This is a genomic window from Serratia sp. Ser99 (genome assembly GCF_024519545.1).
Classification (GTDB): Bacteria; Pseudomonadota; Gammaproteobacteria; order Enterobacterales; family Enterobacteriaceae; genus Serratia; species Serratia liquefaciens.
In genome coordinates this window covers 244,503-263,147 of the sequence record NZ_JALJRT010000004.1, presented here as the reverse complement: position 1 = coordinate 263,147, position 18,645 = coordinate 244,503, and the positions used below count along the sequence as shown (strand labels likewise).

Sequence of the window (18,645 nt, the reverse complement as noted above, 5' to 3'; positions counted from 1 at the left end):
CCCAAAGCGTGTTTAGCCACGGGGCAGGTAAGCCAATTTAAATTGCCTGATGCTTCAACTGCTTTCAGGAATTTTATTATACGCCGCTTGATCGTTGCTGCCGATCATGGATACTGTATATAAATACAGTTATTCGGATCGGCCATTATGCAGTTTATTCACCCCAGTCAGCTCACTCCCGGTTTATTACTTCCCCTCTTTATGGAGCGAGTCCCCTGCGGTTTTCCCAGCCCGGCTCAGGACTATGTCGAAGACAGTCTCGACCTGAATAAGCTGGTGGTGAAACACCCCAGTGCGACGTACTTTGTCCGGGTCAGTGGTGATTCGATGATCGGCGCAGGTATCAGCCACGGTGACTTACTGGTGGTTGATCGTTCCTTGACCGCCGTTCATGGCGACATCGTCATAGCGGCAGTGGCCGGCGAATTTACCGTGAAGGAGCTGCAAACCCATCCACGTATTCAGCTGGTGCCTCATAATACGGATTATTCTCCGATCGTTTTCCAGGCCGAAGAAGAGCTGGAAATCTTTGGCGTTGTGACATTTACCTTGAAATCAAACCGACATGTTCGCACTTGTTGACGTTAATAGCTTCTACACGTCCTGCGAGACTGTTTTTCGGCCAGATCTTAAGGGCAAACCGATCGTCGTCGTTTCAAACAATGACGGATGCGTTATTTCACTTTCGGCGGAAGCCAAAGCGCTGGGCATCAAAATGGGGGCGCCTTACTTCAAAATCAAAGAGCAATTACGGCGCCAGCAGGTCAGCGTTTTCAGCTCGAATTATACGCTTTATGCCGATCTCAGCCATCGGGTGATGCTGACGCTAATCGAGATGGCCCCTGTCGTAGAGATATACTCCATCGATGAAGCTTTTATCGATGTGTCTGGCCTGAGTAGCAGCCTTCCGCTGAGCACCTTTGGCCATCAAATGCGCGATCGGGTGTTAAAGAATACCGGGTTAACCGTTGGCGTGGGGATCGCGCAAACCAAGACACTGGCGAAGATCGCCAATTTTGCGGCAAAGAAGTGGCGTCAAACGGGGGGCGTTGTTGAGTTGTCCGATCCTGAGCGTCTGCGAAAACTGCTGGCGTTAGTGCCGGTGGACGAGGTGTGGGGCGTGGGCCGCCGCATCGGCAAGAAGCTCAGCTTTATGGGGATCGAAACGGCGCTACAGCTTGCTGACTGTTCAACCTGGGTGATCCGTAAACACTTTAATGTGGTACTCGAACGTACGGTTCGTGAATTGCGCGGCGAATCCTGTTTGGCCTTGGATGAGTTTGCGCCCACCAAACAGCAGATCATCTGTAGCCGCTCATTTGGTCGCCGCATCACGGCTTATCAAGATATGCGCCAGGCCATTTGTACCTATGCGGAACGCGCAGCCGAAAAGCTCAGGGCAGAGAAGCAGTTCTGCTGTGTGATCAGCGTCTTTATGCGGACCAGTCCCCATGCCGAAAATGAAACATTTTACGGCCCTCAGGCCAGCGGGCGCCTGGCGATCCCTTCCAACGATACGCGTGACATTATTCGCGTTGCTGTCAGTGCGCTTGACCGTATCTGGAAAGACGATTTTCGCTATATGAAAGCCGGTGTGATGCTGAGTGATTTCTTTAGCCAGGGGGTGGCGCAGCTTAATTTGTTTGATGAACACCAGCCCAGGCCTAACAGCAGTGAGTTAATGCAGACCCTTGATCGGCTTAATCAGTCCGGTCGGGGCACGGTGTGGTTTGCCGGGCAGGGGATCCAAAAAAGCTGGGCGATGAAACGCGAAATGCTGTCCCCCAGCTATACCACAAGGTACTCGGATCTGCCGTTCGTCAAATAGCCCTGGGGTCTTATCATCCACCGGTTGAGCCGCTCAGGTGGATCAACAATCATTCTTTGATTAAACGCCGATTTTTCGCCCCAGCAGGCTGGCATTGCGCGACTGGCCATCCGGGCCGTAGAGCGATTTGTTTTGCTTGCTCAGGATCGCCAACGCCTGAGTGTTGTGATCGATCTGTTGATTGAGCAGCATGCCGTTATGCTGGTTTTTTTCCCGCAGCTGCTGGCTGAGCGTTTGTACTCGTTGCCAGCCGTCCGCCAGGCGCGGGTGCGCGGAATAGGGTGCCTGTTGCCCCTGTGCGCGCTCCAGGTTCAGCCGCTGCTGCTCCAGATAGTTTACCGTGGCCAGCAATTGGCTCTTGGCATCGGTAGCGCGTTGCAGCGCCACGCCCGGTAATTGTCCCGAACAGAGAAGATGATGTTCTTCCGTCAGCACCGTACTCAGCGCATTCAGGGTTTCCAACAGCTTATCAATCAGTTGCGCCAGACTTTCCATTACGAATAACCACCTGTCAAAGAATTCCTTGGTGTTTAACCCGAGGGTTAAGCCTCCGGCGTTTGCTGGCCGTTAGCCATCCACAGGGCATCGCTTTGCGCGTCTTTCAGTAGCGCATCGGCAATTTTCCCGGCATCCATTTTCAGTTCGCCGTTGCGGATCGCCTGCTTGATGGCGTCCACCCGATTCATATCAATATCTTGCGTACCCGGCTGCATCAGGCGCGCTTGCGCGTCGCTCAATTTTACCTGGGTGCCGCTGACGGTGCTTTCCGTCTGGGCAGCTTTGCGCGGCTGAAGTGGGCTTTCAGTCGCGGTTTCACGAGGTTGCACCGTTGGAACGGGTTGCAGCCGCTGGGTGCGATCGATACTCATGGTCAATCTCCATCGATGCCGTCGCCGCGAAGGCAATGGCTGATATTTTGTGGCCCTGGCGGCCAATAAAAGTCTGCTTATGATTTTCTTATCGGCAAGGTTTGATAAACCTTTACCCTTTTATACCCGTCATCTTTCAAGCTGCAGCGTTGTTACCTGCACTCGCTCACCCCAGTTACTTACTAAAGTAAGCGCCTGGGGATGAGTGAGCTGGGCGCCTAGCTGCAACTTGAAAGCTATAGGGTATTTAACCCAATACGGATCGTACCGTCATCACTGGCTATACCGCTGACGATTTGTCCGGAAGCCATACGCACGCGGACGTTGTCTTCGGCGGCGGCATTGTTCATGGCTTTGCCCGTACCGCTGATGTTAAATCCACTTCCCTGCGCGGTCACCTGTACCGCCTGACCGGCCTTGATCACCCAGGCGCGACGCAGCATGGCGAAGGTCAGTGGCTGACCGGGACTGATATTGCGCAGGCTGACGGCTCCCAGCGCTTTGCCGGTTTCGCTTAGCGTGCGCGGTGGCAAGGTGTCGAGCCGGCCACTTTTGAACCTGATGTCCGCCGCCGTCAGCTTGCTGCCGGCGCTGATGCCGCGGGCCGACACCAGATACTGGCCGATCACCTGAACCTGGGTCTGGATAAAGCGCCGTTCCTGGCCGCAGCGTGCCGAAACGCTGATATTACCCCAACGCCGCGCATTCTGCGGCAAAGAGAGCTGCGGGAATTCGCACTGTGGCCATTGGGTGGCGGGCGTGCGCACCAGCACTTTAACCTGCACCGGACTACCGCTGAACTGGCTGCTGATGAAGCGATCGATCTGCGCCGCCAGATCTTCGGCCCGTGCGTTCAGGCTGCACAGCAGGGCTGCCAACAACAGCATTTTCGCTTTCATCTCCGTTTCTTCCTCAAAAAGCCTCAGGGTGCGCGTAAGTGTACCCGGAGTGCGCGCAGGCTAAGCAGATAAATAGCGACGCATTTTGCCCTTATTCCCACGATAGGCTGGCGGAAGGGACGTTTATGCTGTCGGCTCCAAATTCTAACCTCGCGGAGGGAGCATGATCGACAAACTGGACGCTGCTCTGCGCTTTGGTCAAGAGGCGCTGAACCTGCGCGCCCAGCGGCAGGAAATTCTGGCCGCCAACATCGCCAACGCAGACACCCCGGGTTATCAGGCGCGGGATATCGATTTCGCCGGCCAACTGAACAAGGTGCTGGAACAAGGTCGCGCCAGCGGCAGCGGCATTGCGCTGAACATGACGTCATCGCGCCATATTCCGGCGCAGAACATGCAGCCGCCACAGCTCGACTTGCTGTTCCGCGTGCCGGATCAGCCCTCCATGGACGGCAACACGGTTGACATGGATCGCGAACGCACCAACTTCGCCGATAACAGCCTGAAGTATCAGACCGACCTGACGCTGATCAACGGTCAGATCAAAGGGATGATGTCAGTGTTACAACAAGGATAAGGCGCATGTCGCTACTGAATATTTTTGATATCTCCGGCTCGGCGCTGTCTGCCCAGTCGCAACGCATGAACGTCAGCGCCAGCAACATGGCCAATGCCGACAGCGTCACCGGGCCGGACGGCCAACCCTACCGCGCCAAGCAGGTGGTGTTTGAAGTTGCCGCCGCGGCCGGACAACCCACCGGCGGCGTACGCGTAGCGCAGGTGGTTGACGACCCGGCGCCGGAGCGTCTGGTTTACCAACCGGGTAACCCGCTGGCGGACGGCAAGGGCTATGTGCGCATGCCTAACGTGGATGTGGTGGGTGAGATGGTCAACACCATTTCCGCCTCCCGCAGCTATCAGGCCAACGTCGAGGTGCTCAACACCACCAAGTCGATGATGATGAAAACCCTGACGCTGGGTCAATAACCGGAGCTTGCCATGGCGATTGCCGCAACCACCACTGAATCGCTGGATAACAGCGTCATCGGTGCCAACGCAAAAAAGAACACCAGCCAGGATCTGAACAACAGCTTCCTGACGCTGCTGGTGGCGCAGTTGAAGAATCAGGATCCGACCAACCCGATGCAGAACAATGAACTGACCAGCCAATTGGCGCAGATCAATACCGTTCAGGGCATCGAGAAACTCAACACCACGCTGGGGTCGATCTCCGGGCAGATCAACAGCAATCAATCGCTGCAGGCTACCGCTTTGATCGGCCACGGCGTGATGGTCCCGGGCAGCAATATTCTGGCTGGCAGCAAAGACGGCAAGGTCAGCACTACGCCGTTTGGTCTGGAACTGGAGCGTGCGGCCGACTCGGTGACCGCCACCATCACCGACGCCACCGGCAAAGCGGTACGCACCATTGATCTCGGCGGCCTGACCGCTGGCGTGCATTCGTTCAGTTGGGACGGATCGATGACGGACGGCACCACCGCACCGGACGGTGCCTACAGCTTTACGATCAACGCCAAAGCCAACGGCGAACAGCTGGTGGCGCGCAACCTGCATTTTGGCATGGTCAACGGCGTCATCCGCGACGCGAACGGCGCGAAGCTGGATCTGGGCCTGGCGGGCAGCGCCACGCTGGAGGATGTCCGGCAGATCCTTTAACCCAATACCCTTCATCCTTCAGGCTGCAGCGTTGTTGGCTGTGCGCACTCACCCCAGTCACTTACGTGAGTAAGCTCCTGGGGACTCCTGCGCTTGCCGCCCTGCTGCAACATGAAAGCCATTGGGTATCTCAAAACACTATCAGGCGTTATCGGACGATAGCCTGACCACTATTCGGAGAATGACATGGCCTTTTCTCAGGCAGTAAGCGGCTTAAACGCGGCAGCAACCAATCTGGACGTGATCGGTAACAACATCGCTAACTCCGCCACTTCCGGTTTTAAATCAGGCAGCGTTTCCTTTGCTGACATGTTCGCCGGTTCACAGGTTGGCCTGGGCGTTAAGGTGGCGGGGATCACCCAGAACTTTAAAGGCGGCACCACCACCGGCACCAGCCGTGCGCTGGACGTGGCGATTTCCGGCAACGGTTTCTTCCGTCTGCAGGATCAGGACGGCGGCATTTTCTACAGCCGTAACGGCCAGTTCAAGCTGGATGAAAACCGTAACCTGACCAACATGCAGGGCCTGCAACTGACCGGCTACCCGGCTGCCGGTACGCCGCCGACCATTCAACAGGGCGCGAACCCGGTGCCGCTGAGCATTCCGGAAGGCATGATGAACGCCAAGGCGTCAACCTCCGGCAACATGGTCGCCAACCTTAAATCCACGCATAAGGTTCCGGATAACCACACCTTCGATCCCGCCAAGAAGGATTCTTACAACTACGTCAACACCATCACCACTTATGACTCGTTAGGGAACGCGCACAACATCAACGCCTACTTTGTAAAAACCGACGAGAACAAGTGGCAGGTTTATACCCAGGATGGAACGGCTGCTCCGGTAGATGCCGGTACCATGACGTTCGACACCAGCGGCAATCTGGCCAGCACCACCAGCAAACAAGGCACCGTCGGCGAATTCAGCATGCTGATCCCGATGGAAGCCAAAGATGGCGCGCCGGCACAGAACTTCACCCTGAACTTCGCCAAGAGCATGCAGCAGAGCGTCAGCGCCGACTCCGTCAGCAAAGTGTCGCAGGATGGCTATGGCGCAGGTGAATACACCAACTTCCAGATCAACAACGATGGCACGGTGATGGGCATCTATTCCAACCAGCAGACTCAGGTGCTGGGTCAGATCGTCATGGCCAACTTCTCCAACCCGGAAGGCCTGTCTTCTCAGGGCGATAACGTTTGGCAGGAAACCGGCGCATCCGGTCAGCCACGCGTAGGCCTGGCGGGCAACGGCGGTTTGGGCAAACTGACCAGCGGCGCGCTGGAAGCCTCCAACGTCGATCTGAGCCAGGAACTGGTGAACATGATCGTCGCACAACGTAACTACCAGTCGAACGCCCAAACCATCAAAACGCAGGACTCGATCCTGCAAACGCTGGTTAGCCTGCGCTAATAGGACTGATTTATGGATCACGCGATTTATACCGCGATGGGCGCAGCGCGACAGACGCTGGAGCAGCAGTCTGTCACCGCTAATAATCTGGCCAACGCATCGACACCGGGCTTTCGCGCCCAGCTGTCGGCGCTGCGTGCCGTGCCGGTGGATGGGCCAAGCTTGCCGACGCGAACGCTGGTTACCGCGTCAACGCCGGGCGCGGACATGAGTCAGGGGGCGCTGAATTACACCGCACGCCCGCTGGACGTGGCGCTGCAGCAGGACGGCTTTCTGGCCGTCAGCCTGCCGGACGGCGGCGAAGCCTACACCCGTAACGGTAACATCCAGATCTCCTCCACCGGGCAGTTGACGGTGCAGGGCGTGCCGCTGATGGGCGACGGCGGACCGATTGAGGTACCCCCGTCGGCAGAGATCACCATTGCCGCCGACGGGACCATCTCGGCGCTTAATGCGGGCGATCCACCGAACAGCATTGCACAGATCGGCAGGCTGAAACTGGTGAAGGCCGACGCGCGCGAAGTGATGCGTGGCGATGACGGGTTGTTCCGCCTGACGCCGGAAACCCAACGGCAGCGCGGCAATCAGTTGCCGAACGATCCGCTGGTGCAGGTGATGCCGGGCGTGCTGGAAGGCAGCAACGTCAAACCGATGGAAACCATGGTCGACATGATTGCCAACGCCCGCCGCTTTGAAATGCAGATGAAGGTCATCCACAGCGTGGATGAAAATGAACAGCGCGCCAATTCATTGTTATCAATGAGTTAATTAGCAAGGAAATAACCCATGATCCCATCTTTATGGATTGCCAAAACCGGTCTGGATGCGCAGCAGACCAATATGGACGTGATCGCCAACAACCTGGCCAACGTCAGCACTAACGGTTTTAAACGCCAGCGTGCAGTGTTCGAAGATCTGCTGTACCAGACCATGCGTCAGCCGGGGGCGCAGTCCTCCGAGCAGACGACGCTGCCGTCCGGGCTGCAGATCGGTACCGGTGTGCGGCCGGTGGCGACCGAGCGTCTGCACAGCCAGGGCAACCTGTCGCAGACCAACAACAGCAAGGACATCGCCATCAAGGGGCAGGGCTTTTTCCAGGTGATGATGCCGGACGGCACCCTGGCCTATACCCGCGACGGCTCGTTCCAGAGAGATCAGAACGGCCAACTGGTGACCGCCAGCGGCTTCCAGGTGCAACCGGCGATCACCATTCCGGCCAATGCCCTGAGCATCACCGTCGGCCGCGACGGCATCGTCAGCGCCACCCTGCAGGGGCAGACCGCCGCCCAGCAGGTGGGCCAACTGACGCTGACCACCTTTATCAATGACAGCGGCCTGGAAAGCATGGGCGAGAACCTGTACCAGGAAACCGAGAGTTCCGGCGCGCCGAACGAGAGCACGCCTGGGCTAAACGGTGCAGGTCTGCTGTATCAGGGCTATGTGGAAACCTCCAACGTCAACGTGGCGGAAGAGCTGGTCAACATGATCCAGACCCAACGTGCTTACGAAATCAACAGCAAAGCGGTATCGACGTCCGATCAGATGCTGCAAAAGCTGACGCAACTGTAATTGACGGGCGCTGCAGCGCCCGTAACCCTATTTTGTGAAACAAAGGCGATACCCGTGGTAACCACAACTCTGATGGAAAATCCGCCGCAAGGAAAACGCTGGCTGGCGGCAATGGTGATGCTGACGCTGAGCGGCTGCGCTTACATTCCACATAAACCCCTGGTTGACGGGGCTACCACGGCACAGCCGGCGCCGGCGGGCGCGCCCGTGCCGAACGGTTCCATTTTCCAGACGGTGCAGCCGATGAACTACGGTTATCAGCCGCTGTTTGAAGACCGTCGTCCGCGCAACGTCGGCGATACCCTGACGATCGTGCTGCAGGAAAACGTCAGCGCCAGCAAAAGCTCTTCTGCCAACGCTAGCCGCAACGGGGCCAGCAAGTTCGGCGTAGCCACCTCGCCACGCTACCTCGATGGCTTGCTGGGCAATGCGCGTGCCGACATGGATATCTCCGGTGACAGCACCTTCGGCGGCAAGGGCGGGGCCAACGCCAACAACACCTTTAACGGCACCATTACCGTGACGGTCAATCAGGTGCTGGTGAACGGAAACCTGCACGTGGTGGGGGAAAAACAGATCGCCATTAATCAGGGCACCGAATTCATCCGTTTCTCCGGGGTCGTCAACCCGCGCACCATCAGCGGCAGCAACTCGGTTACCTCCACCCAGGTGGCGGATGCGCGCATTGAATATGTCGGCAACGGCTATATCAACGAAGCGCAGACCATGGGGTGGTTACAGCGCTTCTTCTTAAATGTCTCACCGTTTTGAGTACAGGCTATTTTACTTGCCATTTTGAGGTTGGGCAGTGCTCGGGGCAGTCACGTACTGCGTGTACGCTCCATTCCCTGTGCGCCGCCCGCCCCCGAGCTGCCTGCGACAATAACGCCTTGTGGGTAAGGCGAATGAGGTTCCAATGTTAAAGAAATTTCTAATGGCGCTGGTGATTAGTGCGCTGAGCCTGCCGGCCGCGGCGGAGCGCATTCGCGATCTGGTCACGGTGCAGGGCGTACGCGATAACGCGCTGATCGGTTACGGACTGGTGGTGGGGCTGGACGGTTCCGGTGACCAGACCATGCAGACCCCGTTCACCACCCAGAGCCTGAGCAACATGCTGTCGCAGTTGGGTATCACCGTGCCACCGGGCACCAACATGCAGTTGAAAAACGTGGCGGCGGTCATGGTCACCGCCAAGCTGCCGCCGTTTTCGCGCACCGGGCAGAATATCGACGTGGTGGTGTCCTCCATGGGTAACGCCAAGAGCCTGCGTGGCGGTACTTTGCTGATGACGCCGCTGAAAGGGGTAGATAATCAGGTTTACGCGCTGGCGCAGGGCAACGTGCTGGTCGGCGGAGCCGGCGCTTCGGCCGGTGGCAGCAGCGTACAGGTTAACCAACTGGCCGGCGGGCGCATCAGCAACGGCGCCACCATTGAGCGCGAGCTGCCGACCACCTTCGGGGCCGGCGGAGTGATTAACCTGCAGCTCAACGATGAGGACTTTACGCTGGCACAACAGATCAGCGACGCCATCAACCGTCAACGCGGCGGTGGCACGGCTTCACCGTTGGACGCCCGTACCATTCAGGTGCTGGTGCCACAGGGCAACAGTTCGCAGGTGCGCTTCCTGGCGGAGATCCAGAACATTAACGTTAGCGTCGGGGCGATCGACGCCAAGGTGATCATCAACTCACGCACCGGTTCAGTTGTAATGAACCGCGACGTGATCCTGGATTCCTGCGCGGTGGCGCAAGGCAACCTGTCGGTGGTGGTCGATCGGCAAAATACCGTCAGCCAGCCAAATACCCCGTTTGGCGGCGGGCAAACGGTGGTGACGCCGAACACCCAGATTTCGGTGCAACAGCAGGGCGGCTCGCTGCAGAAGGTTAACGCCAGCGCCAATCTGAACAACGTGATCCGCGCGCTTAACGCGTTGGGGGCAACGCCGATCGATCTGATGTCTATCCTGCAGGCGATGCAAAGCGCCGGCTGTCTGCGCGCCAAGCTGGAAATTATCTGATGGCCGGCGATCTGATGGCAATGTCGGGCGCCGCCTATGATGCGCAGGCGCTTAATGGACTGAAACGCGATGCGGCGAGCGATCCGCAGGGCAACCTGAAACAGGTGGCGCAGCAGGTTGAAGGCATGTTCGTGCAGATGATGCTGAAAAGCATGCGTGCCGCGCTGCCGCAGGATGGGATCTTGAGCAGCGATCAGTCTCGGCTCTACACCTCAATGTATGACCAGCAAATTGCCCAGCAGATGTCGCAGAAAGGCCTGGGGTTGGCCGACATGATGGTGAAGCAGATGAGCAACGCCAACGCGGTGCCGAGCGAAACGGCGGGCACGTCGCCGATGGCGCTGGACGATGAGGTGTTGCGAACGCTGCCGAATCAGGCGCTGGAGCAGATGATCCGCCGCGCGGTGCCAAAAGCGCCGAGCGCGGCCCCGCTGTCGCTCAACAACGGCAACTTTGTTGCCCGGCTGTCTACTCCTGCGCGCGTCGTCAGCCAGCAGAGCGGCATTCCGCATCAGCTGATTGTGGCACAGGCCGCACTGGAATCCGGCTGGGGTCAGCGTGAGATCCCGGCCGCCGACGGTTCGCCGAGCTACAACCTGTTTGGCATCAAGGCGGGCGGCAGCTGGGACGGGCCGGTGACCGAGATCACCACCACCGAGTTCGAGCAGGGTGCGGCGAAGAAGATCAAGGCGAAGTTCCGGGTTTACGGTTCTTACGTCGAGGCGATGGCCGACTACGTCAAGCTGTTGACCAATAACCCACGCTACGCCGGGGTGGCCAACGCCCGCAGCCCGGAGCAGGCGGCGCAGGCGCTGCAACAGGCCGGTTATGCCACCGATCCGCAATATGCCAGCAAGTTGGTCAGCGTGATACAGCAGATGAAAAACGCCGGCGAGCAGGTGGTGAAGGCGTATACCCACGACCTGAAGGATCTTTTTTAGCCACTGGGCGCAGCATGCAGCGCCCCTACGCAATAGGCCGAATTTAAATGTAGGGGGCCAGCATGCTGGACCCGGATTTTTCCCTCAAGTTTCCCCCGTTTTTGCCGATAACCAAGACAGGCTGAGTGAACGGCTCAGCAGATTAATTGACTCCTGTGGGCCACCGGCGCCGCAGCAAAAGGAACTTCTATGTCCAACAGCTTAATCAATACCGCGATGAGCGGGCTGAATGCGGCTCAGGTGGCGCTCAGCACCGTCAGTAACAACATCTCTAACTACAACGTGGCGGGCTATAACCGACAGACTGCGATCCTGGCGCAGAACGGCGGTATGAGTACCATGAGTGGCTTCATTGGCAACGGGGTCACCGTGACCAGCGTTAACCGCGAGTACAACCAGTTCATCACCAATCAGTTGCGCGGAGCACAGAGCCAGGCCGGGGCACAGAACGCCTACTTCGAGAAAATCTCGCAGATCGATAACCTGCTGGCGAGCAAAACCAATACCTTGTCGACCAATATGCAGGATTTCTTTAGCAACCTAGAGAACCTGGTCAGCAACGCCGGCGATGACGCCGCGCGCCAAACGGTGCTGGGCAAGGCCAATGGGTTGGTCAATCAGTTCAATAACACCGACAAATACCTGCGCGATATGGACAGCGGCGTTAACCAACAGCTCAGCGACAGCGCTAACCAGATCAACAGCTACAGCCAGCAAATCGCCAAACTGAACGATGAAATTACCCGCCTGCGCGGCAGCGGCGGTGAGCCGAATGCCTTGCTCGATCAGCGCGACCAACTGGTGACTGAGTTAAACCAGGTGGTGGGCGTGCAGGTGATGCAGCAAGACGGCGACGCTTATACCGTGTCTTTCGCCAACGGCCTGACGCTGGTGCAGGGGAGCAATGCCTACCAGGTGGAGGCAGTGCCTTCCAGCGGCGATCCTTCTCGCCTGACCATCGGCTATAACCGCGGCAACGGCGTCAGCGAAGTGCCGGAAGGGCAAATTACCAGCGGCAGCGTTAGCGGCGTACTGAAGTTCCGCAGCGAATCGCTGGATAGCGCACGCAACCAGTTGGGGCAATTGGCGCTGGCGATGGCGGACAGCTTTAACCAGCAGCACCGTGCCGGGTTCGATCTCAACGGCGACGCAGGCACCGATTTCTTCAGCTTCGGTGGTGGGCGCGTGGTGGATAACAGCCGCAATGCCGGCGATGCGGCGCTGTCGGTGTCCTACACCGATACCAGCAAGGTGAAGGCCAACGATTACCGGGTGGAGTTCGATGGCAGCAACTGGCAGGTCAGCCGCCTGCCGGACAACGTGAAGGTCAACGCCACGGCGAGCGTCGATGCCACCACCGGCAAACCGACGCTGAGCTTTGACGGCCTGAAGGTCGACATCGACGGCACGGCACAAAAGAACGACAGCTTTACCGTGAAGCCGGTCAGCGACGTGGCGGGCAGCTTGAAAGTCGCGATTACCGATTCGGCGAACATCGCAGCCGCCGGCAAAGACGACAGTGGCCGCGGCGATAACGAAAACGCCAAAAAGCTGCTCGATCTGCAGACCAAAAAGTTGGTCGACGGCAAAGCCACCTTCAGCGGCGCATACGCCAGCATGGTGAGCAGCGTTGGTAACCAGACGGCATCGGCCAAGATTTCGGCGACTTCTCAGGCCAATATCGTCAAGCAGCTGACCATTCAGCAGCAGTCGATCTCCGGCGTCAACCTGGACGAAGAGTACGGTGAATTGCTGCGTTTTCAGCAATATTACATGGCCAATGCACAGGTCATTCAAACCGCCAGCTCAATGTTTGACGCACTGCTGAATATCCGTTGATTTCCACTTTGACCGGAGCCTTGGCGGTTCCGGTCGCTGATTTTGAGGAACCCGCACCATGCGCATGTCCACCAGCATGATGTACCAACAGAACATGTCCGGCATTACCGGCAATCAGTCGCTGTTTATGAAAGCCGCCGAGCAGCTTTCCACCGGCAAAAAAGTCAGCAATCCGTCCGACGATCCTCTGGCGGCTTCGCAGGCGGTGATGCTGGCTCAATCACAGTCGGAAAACACCCAATATGCCTTGGCGCGGACCTTTGCCCGTCAAAGCGTGTCGATGGAAGAGACTGTGCTGTCCGGGGTGACCAGCACCATCTCCGATATGAAAGCGCTGATCGTCAGCGCCGGCGGCACCAAAAGCGACGACGACCGCGATTCGCTGGCGACCCAGCTGCAGGGGCTGAAAGATCAGTTGCTCAACCAGGCCAACAGCACCGACGGCAACGGCCGCTATATGTTTGGCGGTTTTGTGAACGACAAGCCTCCCTTTGAAGACAAGGGCGGATCGGTCAGCTATGTCGGCGGTAACACGCCGGTCGAGCAGAAAGTGGATGCCAACCGCACCATGACCATTGGGCATACCGGCGATAAGGTCTTCATGGCATTGACCAGCAACCCGAAGCCGGAACCGGATGGCAGCGCCTCTGTCGCTAACGTGTTTGAAAGCATTGATATCGCGCTGAAGGCGTTGAAAACACCGCAGAAAGATGCGGATGATGCCACCAAGCAGCAGGTGAACGATGCGCTGGCCAAAGCCAACCGCGGCCTGGACAACTCTTATAACAGAGTGCTTAGCGTGCGCGCGGAGCTGGGCAGCCAACTGCAGGAAATGGATACGCTGGACAGTATCGGCAAGGACCGCGACATGATCAACAAAACGCAAATGAGCGCGCTGGTTGATGCCGATCTGGCCGAGTCGATTTCCAGTTATTTCATGCAGCAGGCGGCCTTGCAGGCGTCATACAAAACCTTCGGGGATATGCAGGGGATGTCGCTGTTCCAGTTGAATCGCTAATCCCCTTTGCTGTGCGGGGCCGATAAATTCACTCCGGGTTCGTTGATACGGGCGCAGCATACCGCGCCCCTACGCTAGCTGGGGTGGGGCGCGGGAGCCTGGCTGCAACTCGAAATCCATAGTACAGGGTAATAAATAGCTCTTAGCCTGCCGTGAAGTCACGGCGGGCAATCTCTTTGGGTGTGCTTAGAAGACGTTATTGCTGCGTAGCAGCGGTAGGGAATTCTTGAAACCGGGCGCACTTGTTTGGCACGTCACGCTTCCCCCACACAGGTTTGGCGTGACGTGCCTTTTTTTCGGCTACCCGAAATTATGTGCACTTATATCTGCCTGAATTTAACGGCGGGAAGCGTTAGAATATTCAAGGGTGAGTGCAGAGATAAGAACGCAAATTATATATTTTTGGGGTGGCCCCGTGGTTATTTTTTCTTTTTTACCACAAGCCATTTTTCACCACTGGGTGACAAGGCAATCTGAGAACGGTTGGTGGCCCAGTGTGCAAGGCCTAAGGCTCTGCGTGCTCTTCGGTTGGTTTTAGCTTTCATTTTTATATTCCTTTTGTAGGGTAAGTAATAATTCCGTAGAAAATAAATGTGCCAGCTTCGCCGGGCATGCCGGTGATGTTTTTTTAATTATAACGAGCGTTAAATGGATGCTTTTATTATCACGCCTCTGTTTTTTACAGTGTGTCCCACTCCTTATTTATTGAATTTATTTTTTTGATGTTTTTATTTAATAAGGACATTCTAGGGTGGGTATTTTATTATTCAAGCCAATAAGCGTAATTGAAGGCAAATAGTGATAATTTGCTTTTTCCAATTTTTTATACTGAGAAAGGGAATTTGTTGCCACTTTATCCGGCGTCAGGCGACCGTTAAACCGCTCAGTGAGGGTAACGCTAGGGGGTCATGCTGCCGACGACATCGGCCAGGCGATCGAAGAACTCGCCAAACAGGTGCTCACAAAACGGCGCCAGCATCGGCATCATCATGCCGATGGTCATAATGCCAATGGTCATGGTCACCGGGAAACCGATGACGAACACCGACAGCTGCGGTGTCATGCGGTTAAGCAGGCCGAGCGCCATGTTCAGCGTCAGCAACAGGCAGATCAGCGGCAGTGCCAGCATCATGCCGTTGATGAAAATCAGCGAACCGGCCTGGGTCAAGGCGAGAAAGCCATTGCCGTTAAGCGGCTCGGCCTGGATCGGCAGGGTATGGAAGCTGTCCACCAACAGAGAAATCAGCCACAGATGGCCGTTGAAGCTAAGAAACAGCAGCATCGCCAGCAGGTTGAGCAGCCGTGCCAATACCGGCATGTTCGGCCCGCCGCTGGGATCGAAGAAGGTGGCGAACGACAAACCCATCTGCATGCCGATCACTTCGCCGGCCAGCCGTATCGCCGCGAAGGCGAACTGCATGGTCAGGCCCAGCGCGACACCGATCAGGATTTGCTGGGCCGCCAGCCACAAACCGGCCGCAGAGAAAATAGGCACGGTGCTGGTGGGCAGCCCGGGGGCAATCAGTATCACGATCAGCCCGCCGAGGCCAATTTTCACCTTCTTGCTGATCTGCTTTTCGCTGAATACCGGCGCGGTGCTGATCAGCGCCAAAATACGCAGCAGTGGCCAGAAATATTGGCTGAGCCAGACGCCGAACTGCGCGCTGTCAAATGTGAGCATGGTTAACCAATCAGGTTGGGCAGGTTAGTGAACAGCGTGCGCATATAATCCAGCAGCAGGTTCAGCATCCACGGTCCGGCAATCACGATGGTCGCGACTACCGCCAGGATTTTGGGAATGAACGACAGCGTCATTTCGTTGATCTGGGTCGCGGCCTGCAGCAGGCTGACCACCAGGCCGCTGACCAACGCGGCGAGCAACAGCGGCGCGGCCAAGGCCAACGCCACCTTCATCGCCTCGGTGCCCAGCGCCATAACCGATTCTGGTGTCATTATGGATCCCTCAGTGGCGGCAGGTATGCCGCGAATTACGAATAGAAACTTTGCGCCAGCGAGCCCAGCAGCAGTTGCCAGCCGTCCACCAGAACAAACAGCATCAGCTTGAAGGGCAACGAGATGGTTGCCGGTGGCACCATCATCATCCCCAGCGCCATCAACACGCTGGCGACCACCAGATCGATAATCAGGAACGGAATAAACACCGTGAAGCCGATTTGGAACGCGGTTTTCAGTTCGCTGGTGACGTAGGCCGGCAGCAGGATGCGCATCGGCACCGCTTCCGGCCCGGCCAGCGGCGGCTGGTTGGCGAGCTTGGCATACAGCGCCAGATCGGTTTCACGCGTTTGGCGCAGCATAAACTCGCGCAGCGGCTGTGAACCTTTATCCAGCGCGATATCCAGGCTGATTTTGTCCTGGCTGAACGGCAGATAAGCGTCCTGATAAACCTTGTCGAACACCGGCGACATAATGAAAAAGGTCAGGAACAGCGCCAGGCCCAGCATCACCTGGTTGGGTGGGGCGGAGGGGGTGCCGAGGGCATTGCGCAGCAGACCCAGTACGATGATGATGCGCGTGAAGCTGGTCATCATCAGCAGCATGGCCGGCAAGAAACTGAGCGAGGTCAGCAACACCAGGGTTTGCACCGGCAGCGACCAGCTTTGGCCACCGTTGGCTAATGGCTGGCTGATCAGACCGGGAAGTTGTGCGAAGGCGGTGGGGCTGAGCAACAGTAAAGCCGCTGCCAATACGCGCAGAAGTATTTTGCCTCGCCCACAGAAGGCGACACACTGAACGAGGGATTTCATGCCGATTTTTCCGGACGTTTGAGAACTTTTTGCATCAGTTGGCGAAAATCCGCCGGCGTGGTCACTTCGGCGGCGTCGGTGTCCTGCACCGGCGCGGGCAGGCTATGCAGCGGGGTGATTTGCTGGGCGGTGACGCCCAACACCAGCAAGGTGTTATCCACTTCGATCACCACCACGCGTTCGCGCTGTCCAACCTGACAGCTGGCGCGCAGATTGAGCAGTTTGCTGTTGCGTGCCTGCGGGGCAAACCCCAGGCGACGAAACAGCCAGCCGGCCAGCAGGATCAGCAGCAAAATGCCGCCAAGTGCGCTGCTGACCTGCGTCAGCACTGAACCGGCCGGCAGTGCCGGCTCGGTGGATTGCAAGGTGCCCGCGGTGGGCGCGGCGGCGCTTGGGTTCATCAGCGGCTCAGGCGGCGCATGCGCTCGGAAGGGGTGATGATATCGGTAATGCGCACGCCGAATTTGTCGGCCACCACCACCACTTCGCCCTGGGCAATCAGATAACCGTTGATCATAATATCCAGCGGTTCACCCGCCAGCCCGTCCAACGCCACGACAGAGCCCTGCGACAGGCGCAGCAGTTCCTTGATGGTCATCTTGGTGCGGCCCAGTTCAACGGTCAATTTGACCGGGATGTCGAGGATCAGATCGATATCCTGCAGGCTGCCGCTGGTATCCTGCGGCTCCAGCGATTTGAACACCGCATCGCTGGCAGACGTCTTTTCGGTTGCTTGCTGTTCGTTAAACGCATCAGCCCACAGATCGTCCACGGATTCCTTTCCTTCGCCAGACGGTTGCTTAGGATCACTCATTTGGGCTGTTCCTCACTCAGAGCATTCAAAATAGGGTTAATCAAATGTTCAACACGCAGGGCGTACTGCCCGTTTAACGTGCCGTATTGGCTGGTCAAAACCGGCACGCCGTCGACGTGGGCGATGAGGCGATCCGGTTTATCAATCGGTAATACATCGCCCGGCTGCAGCTTCAGGATCTTCGACAGGCGCATCGGGATATCGACGAAGTTGGCAATCAGCTCCAGCTCGGAATGCTGCACCTGCTTCACCAGCGTTTCACGCCAGTGGCTGTCTTCCTGCCGCGAATTCTCCAGCGGTGGGTTGGTCAGCAGTTCGCGCAGCGGTTCGATCATGGCAAACGGAATGCAGATGTTGAACTCACCGCTCAGCGCGCCAATTTCCACCTGGAAAGGGGTGGTGACCACGATGTCGTTTGGCGACGTGGTGATGTTGGTGAACTTCACCTGCATTTCAGCGCGCACGTATTCCACGTCAATCTTGTAAATTGCGCTCCAGGCGTCGCCGTAGGCGTCCAGCGCCAGCCGCAGCATGCGCTTGATCACCCGCTGTTCGGTTGGCGTAAATTCGCGGCCTTCCACTTTGGTGGGAAAGCGACCGTCGCCCCCGAACAGGTTATCGACGGCGATAAACACCAGGCTCGGTGCGAACACGAACAGCGCAGTACCGCGCAGCGGGTTCAGGTGCACCAGGTTCAGGTTGGTGGGCACCGGCAGGTTGCGAGCAAATTCGTGGTACGGCTGGATCTTGATCGGGCCAACGGTAATGTCCGGGCTGCGGCGCAGCAGGTTGAATAACCCCATGCGGAACTGCCGGGCAAAACGTTCGTTGATGATTTCCAGCGCGTGCAGCCGTTCGCGCACCACTCGGCGCTGGGTGGTCGGATCGTACGGCTTGACCTCGCTCTCGTTGAGGGCAATCGCTTCGGGTTCATCACCCGCGCTGTCGCCGTTGAGCAAGGCGTCGATCTCTGCCTGTGAAAGAATGCTGTCGCCCATA

Annotated in this window: 23 protein-coding genes; 13 read left to right on the top strand and 10 right to left on the bottom strand. The window is 57.6% G+C overall.

What is annotated here, in order from left to right:
* Window positions 1-147: 147 nt before the first annotated feature.
* Both umuD and umuC read left to right on the top strand, forming a co-directional pair.
* The gene (umuD, locus tag NR114_RS11010; protein ID WP_041414703.1) at window positions 148-582 is read left to right on the top strand and encodes a translesion error-prone DNA polymerase V autoproteolytic subunit; all 435 of its coding nucleotides are present in this window, start codon (window positions 148-150) and stop codon (window positions 580-582) included.
* Window positions 566-1,828, top strand: coding sequence for a translesion error-prone DNA polymerase V subunit UmuC (umuC, locus tag NR114_RS11005; RefSeq protein WP_129940781.1), 1,263 nt, complete (start codon window positions 566-568; stop codon window positions 1,826-1,828). Before umuD ends, umuC begins: the two co-directional genes overlap by 17 nt.
* Before the next feature lie 60 nt (window positions 1,829-1,888).
* Here the strand turns inward: umuC and NR114_RS11000 are convergent, their stop codons facing one another.
* The 3 genes from NR114_RS11000 to flgA form a co-directional block, all read right to left on the bottom strand.
* Entirely contained in the window at window positions 1,889-2,323 is a 435-nt protein-coding gene (locus tag NR114_RS11000) for a flagella synthesis protein FlgN (RefSeq protein ID WP_116690257.1), read from the bottom strand.
* Between the two features lie 47 nt (window positions 2,324-2,370).
* Window positions 2,371-2,697: a flagellar biosynthesis anti-sigma factor FlgM gene (gene flgM, locus NR114_RS10995; RefSeq protein WP_048760265.1), complete on the bottom strand. Its 327-nt coding sequence runs from the start codon at window positions 2,695-2,697 to the stop codon at window positions 2,371-2,373.
* A gap of 236 nt (window positions 2,698-2,933) precedes the next feature.
* On the bottom strand, window positions 2,934-3,596 hold the full coding sequence (gene flgA / locus NR114_RS10990; RefSeq protein WP_048760264.1) for a flagellar basal body P-ring formation chaperone FlgA: 663 nt from the start codon (window positions 3,594-3,596) through the stop codon (window positions 2,934-2,936).
* 163 nt (window positions 3,597-3,759) lie between these two features.
* Here flgA and flgB point away from each other — a divergent pair, with 163 nt between their 5' ends.
* The 11 genes from flgB (at window position 3,760) to flgL (ending at window position 14,067) form a co-directional block, all read left to right on the top strand.
* Window positions 3,760-4,173, top strand: a complete 414-nt coding sequence (gene flgB / locus NR114_RS10985) for a flagellar basal body rod protein FlgB (protein ID WP_020827522.1) — start codon at window positions 3,760-3,762, stop codon at window positions 4,171-4,173.
* 5 nt (window positions 4,174-4,178) lie between these two features.
* On the top strand, window positions 4,179-4,583 hold the full coding sequence (gene flgC, locus NR114_RS10980) for a flagellar basal body rod protein FlgC (RefSeq protein ID WP_020827521.1): 405 nt from the start codon (window positions 4,179-4,181) through the stop codon (window positions 4,581-4,583).
* Window positions 4,584-4,595: 12 nt separating this feature from the next.
* Window positions 4,596-5,273, top strand: coding sequence for a flagellar hook assembly protein FlgD (gene flgD, locus NR114_RS10975; protein WP_048760261.1), 678 nt, complete (start codon window positions 4,596-4,598; stop codon window positions 5,271-5,273).
* 186 nt (window positions 5,274-5,459) lie between these two features.
* Complete coding sequence (gene flgE, locus NR114_RS10970) at window positions 5,460-6,683, top strand: flagellar hook protein FlgE (RefSeq protein WP_234530376.1); 1,224 nt, start codon at window positions 5,460-5,462, stop codon at window positions 6,681-6,683.
* A 12-nt stretch (window positions 6,684-6,695) separates the two neighbouring features.
* On the top strand, window positions 6,696-7,451 hold the full coding sequence (locus tag NR114_RS10965; protein WP_020827518.1) for a flagellar basal body rod protein FlgF: 756 nt from the start codon (window positions 6,696-6,698) through the stop codon (window positions 7,449-7,451).
* Between the two features lie 18 nt (window positions 7,452-7,469).
* Window positions 7,470-8,252, top strand: coding sequence for a flagellar basal-body rod protein FlgG (gene flgG / locus NR114_RS10960; RefSeq protein ID WP_020827517.1), 783 nt, complete (start codon window positions 7,470-7,472; stop codon window positions 8,250-8,252).
* A 72-nt stretch (window positions 8,253-8,324) separates the two neighbouring features.
* Entirely contained in the window at window positions 8,325-9,023 is a 699-nt protein-coding gene (gene flgH / locus NR114_RS10955; protein WP_020827516.1) for a flagellar basal body L-ring protein FlgH, read from the top strand.
* 145 nt (window positions 9,024-9,168) lie between these two features.
* Complete coding sequence (locus NR114_RS10950; protein WP_046373247.1) at window positions 9,169-10,269, top strand: flagellar basal body P-ring protein FlgI; 1,101 nt, start codon at window positions 9,169-9,171, stop codon at window positions 10,267-10,269.
* A complete protein-coding gene (gene flgJ / locus NR114_RS10945) occupies window positions 10,269-11,210 on the top strand; it encodes a flagellar assembly peptidoglycan hydrolase FlgJ (protein WP_020827514.1) in 942 nt (313 codons plus the stop codon). The genes NR114_RS10950 and flgJ overlap by 1 nt, the downstream gene beginning before the upstream one ends.
* Window positions 11,211-11,399: 189 nt before the next feature.
* Window positions 11,400-13,049 (top strand): flagellar hook-associated protein FlgK, encoded by a 1,650-nt coding sequence (flgK, locus tag NR114_RS10940; protein WP_234530374.1) that lies wholly within the window; start codon window positions 11,400-11,402, stop codon window positions 13,047-13,049.
* Window positions 13,050-13,107: 58 nt separating this feature from the next.
* On the top strand, window positions 13,108-14,067 hold the full coding sequence (flgL, locus tag NR114_RS10935) for a flagellar hook-associated protein FlgL (protein ID WP_020827512.1): 960 nt from the start codon (window positions 13,108-13,110) through the stop codon (window positions 14,065-14,067).
* A gap of 419 nt (window positions 14,068-14,486) precedes the next feature.
* Here flgL and sra read toward each other — a convergent pair whose 3' ends face one another.
* The 7 genes from sra to fliM all read right to left on the bottom strand — a co-directional run bounded on the left by sra (window position 14,487) and on the right by fliM (window position 18,644).
* Window positions 14,487-14,612, bottom strand: coding sequence for a stationary-phase-induced ribosome-associated protein (sra, locus tag NR114_RS10930; RefSeq protein ID WP_020827511.1), 126 nt, complete (start codon window positions 14,610-14,612; stop codon window positions 14,487-14,489).
* A gap of 353 nt (window positions 14,613-14,965) precedes the next feature.
* Window positions 14,966-15,748, bottom strand: coding sequence for a flagellar biosynthetic protein FliR (fliR, locus tag NR114_RS10925; protein ID WP_020827510.1), 783 nt, complete (start codon window positions 15,746-15,748; stop codon window positions 14,966-14,968).
* 2 nt (window positions 15,749-15,750) lie between these two features.
* The gene (fliQ, locus tag NR114_RS10920; RefSeq protein WP_041414697.1) at window positions 15,751-16,020 is read right to left on the bottom strand and encodes a flagellar biosynthesis protein FliQ; all 270 of its coding nucleotides are present in this window, start codon (window positions 16,018-16,020) and stop codon (window positions 15,751-15,753) included.
* 35 nt (window positions 16,021-16,055) lie between these two features.
* Window positions 16,056-16,832 carry a flagellar type III secretion system pore protein FliP gene (gene fliP / locus NR114_RS10915; protein WP_046373249.1) on the bottom strand — a complete coding sequence of 259 codons (777 nt, stop codon included), beginning with the start codon at window positions 16,830-16,832 and terminating at the stop codon, window positions 16,056-16,058.
* Window positions 16,829-17,233 (bottom strand): flagellar biosynthetic protein FliO, encoded by a 405-nt coding sequence (gene fliO, locus NR114_RS10910; protein ID WP_234530372.1) that lies wholly within the window; start codon window positions 17,231-17,233, stop codon window positions 16,829-16,831. The genes fliP and fliO overlap by 4 nt, the downstream gene beginning before the upstream one ends.
* A complete protein-coding gene (fliN, locus tag NR114_RS10905; RefSeq protein ID WP_020827506.1) occupies window positions 17,233-17,646 on the bottom strand; it encodes a flagellar motor switch protein FliN in 414 nt (137 codons plus the stop codon). Before fliN ends, fliO begins: the two co-directional genes overlap by 1 nt.
* Window positions 17,643-18,644 carry a flagellar motor switch protein FliM gene (fliM, locus tag NR114_RS10900; protein WP_234530370.1) on the bottom strand — a complete coding sequence of 334 codons (1,002 nt, stop codon included), beginning with the start codon at window positions 18,642-18,644 and terminating at the stop codon, window positions 17,643-17,645. Before fliM ends, fliN begins: the two co-directional genes overlap by 4 nt.
* Window position 18,645: the final 1 nt, after the last annotated feature.

What these genes read in the sequence shown, in the direction of transcription:
- umuD (WP_041414703.1), top strand. Translation starts at nt 148, where the DNA reads ATGCAGTTTATTCACCCCAGTCAGCTCACTCCCGGTTTATTACTTCCC.
- umuC (WP_129940781.1), top strand. Translation starts at nt 566, where the DNA reads ATGTTCGCACTTGTTGACGTTAATAGCTTCTACACGTCCTGCGAGACT.
- NR114_RS11000 (WP_116690257.1), bottom strand. Translation starts at nt 2,323, where the DNA reads ATGGAAAGTCTGGCGCAACTGATTGATAAGCTGTTGGAAACCCTGAAT.
- flgM (WP_048760265.1), bottom strand. Translation starts at nt 2,697, where the DNA reads ATGAGTATCGATCGCACCCAGCGGCTGCAACCCGTTCCAACGGTGCAA.
- flgA (WP_048760264.1), bottom strand. Translation starts at nt 3,596, where the DNA reads ATGAAAGCGAAAATGCTGTTGTTGGCAGCCCTGCTGTGCAGCCTGAAC.
- flgB (WP_020827522.1), top strand. Translation starts at nt 3,760, where the DNA reads ATGATCGACAAACTGGACGCTGCTCTGCGCTTTGGTCAAGAGGCGCTG.
- flgC (WP_020827521.1), top strand. Translation starts at nt 4,179, where the DNA reads ATGTCGCTACTGAATATTTTTGATATCTCCGGCTCGGCGCTGTCTGCC.
- flgD (WP_048760261.1), top strand. Translation starts at nt 4,596, where the DNA reads ATGGCGATTGCCGCAACCACCACTGAATCGCTGGATAACAGCGTCATC.
- flgE (WP_234530376.1), top strand. Translation starts at nt 5,460, where the DNA reads ATGGCCTTTTCTCAGGCAGTAAGCGGCTTAAACGCGGCAGCAACCAAT.
- NR114_RS10965 (WP_020827518.1), top strand. Translation starts at nt 6,696, where the DNA reads ATGGATCACGCGATTTATACCGCGATGGGCGCAGCGCGACAGACGCTG.
- flgG (WP_020827517.1), top strand. Translation starts at nt 7,470, where the DNA reads ATGATCCCATCTTTATGGATTGCCAAAACCGGTCTGGATGCGCAGCAG.
- flgH (WP_020827516.1), top strand. Translation starts at nt 8,325, where the DNA reads ATGGAAAATCCGCCGCAAGGAAAACGCTGGCTGGCGGCAATGGTGATG.
- NR114_RS10950 (WP_046373247.1), top strand. Translation starts at nt 9,169, where the DNA reads ATGTTAAAGAAATTTCTAATGGCGCTGGTGATTAGTGCGCTGAGCCTG.
- flgJ (WP_020827514.1), top strand. Translation starts at nt 10,269, where the DNA reads ATGGCCGGCGATCTGATGGCAATGTCGGGCGCCGCCTATGATGCGCAG.
- flgK (WP_234530374.1), top strand. Translation starts at nt 11,400, where the DNA reads ATGTCCAACAGCTTAATCAATACCGCGATGAGCGGGCTGAATGCGGCT.
- flgL (WP_020827512.1), top strand. Translation starts at nt 13,108, where the DNA reads ATGCGCATGTCCACCAGCATGATGTACCAACAGAACATGTCCGGCATT.
- sra (WP_020827511.1), bottom strand. Translation starts at nt 14,612, where the DNA reads ATGAAAGCTAAAACCAACCGAAGAGCACGCAGAGCCTTAGGCCTTGCA.
- fliR (WP_020827510.1), bottom strand. Translation starts at nt 15,748, where the DNA reads ATGCTCACATTTGACAGCGCGCAGTTCGGCGTCTGGCTCAGCCAATAT.
- fliQ (WP_041414697.1), bottom strand. Translation starts at nt 16,020, where the DNA reads ATGACACCAGAATCGGTTATGGCGCTGGGCACCGAGGCGATGAAGGTG.
- fliP (WP_046373249.1), bottom strand. Translation starts at nt 16,832, where the DNA reads ATGAAATCCCTCGTTCAGTGTGTCGCCTTCTGTGGGCGAGGCAAAATA.
- fliO (WP_234530372.1), bottom strand. Translation starts at nt 17,233, where the DNA reads ATGAACCCAAGCGCCGCCGCGCCCACCGCGGGCACCTTGCAATCCACC.
- fliN (WP_020827506.1), bottom strand. Translation starts at nt 17,646, where the DNA reads ATGAGTGATCCTAAGCAACCGTCTGGCGAAGGAAAGGAATCCGTGGAC.
- fliM (WP_234530370.1), bottom strand. Translation starts at nt 18,644, where the DNA reads ATGGGCGACAGCATTCTTTCACAGGCAGAGATCGACGCCTTGCTCAAC.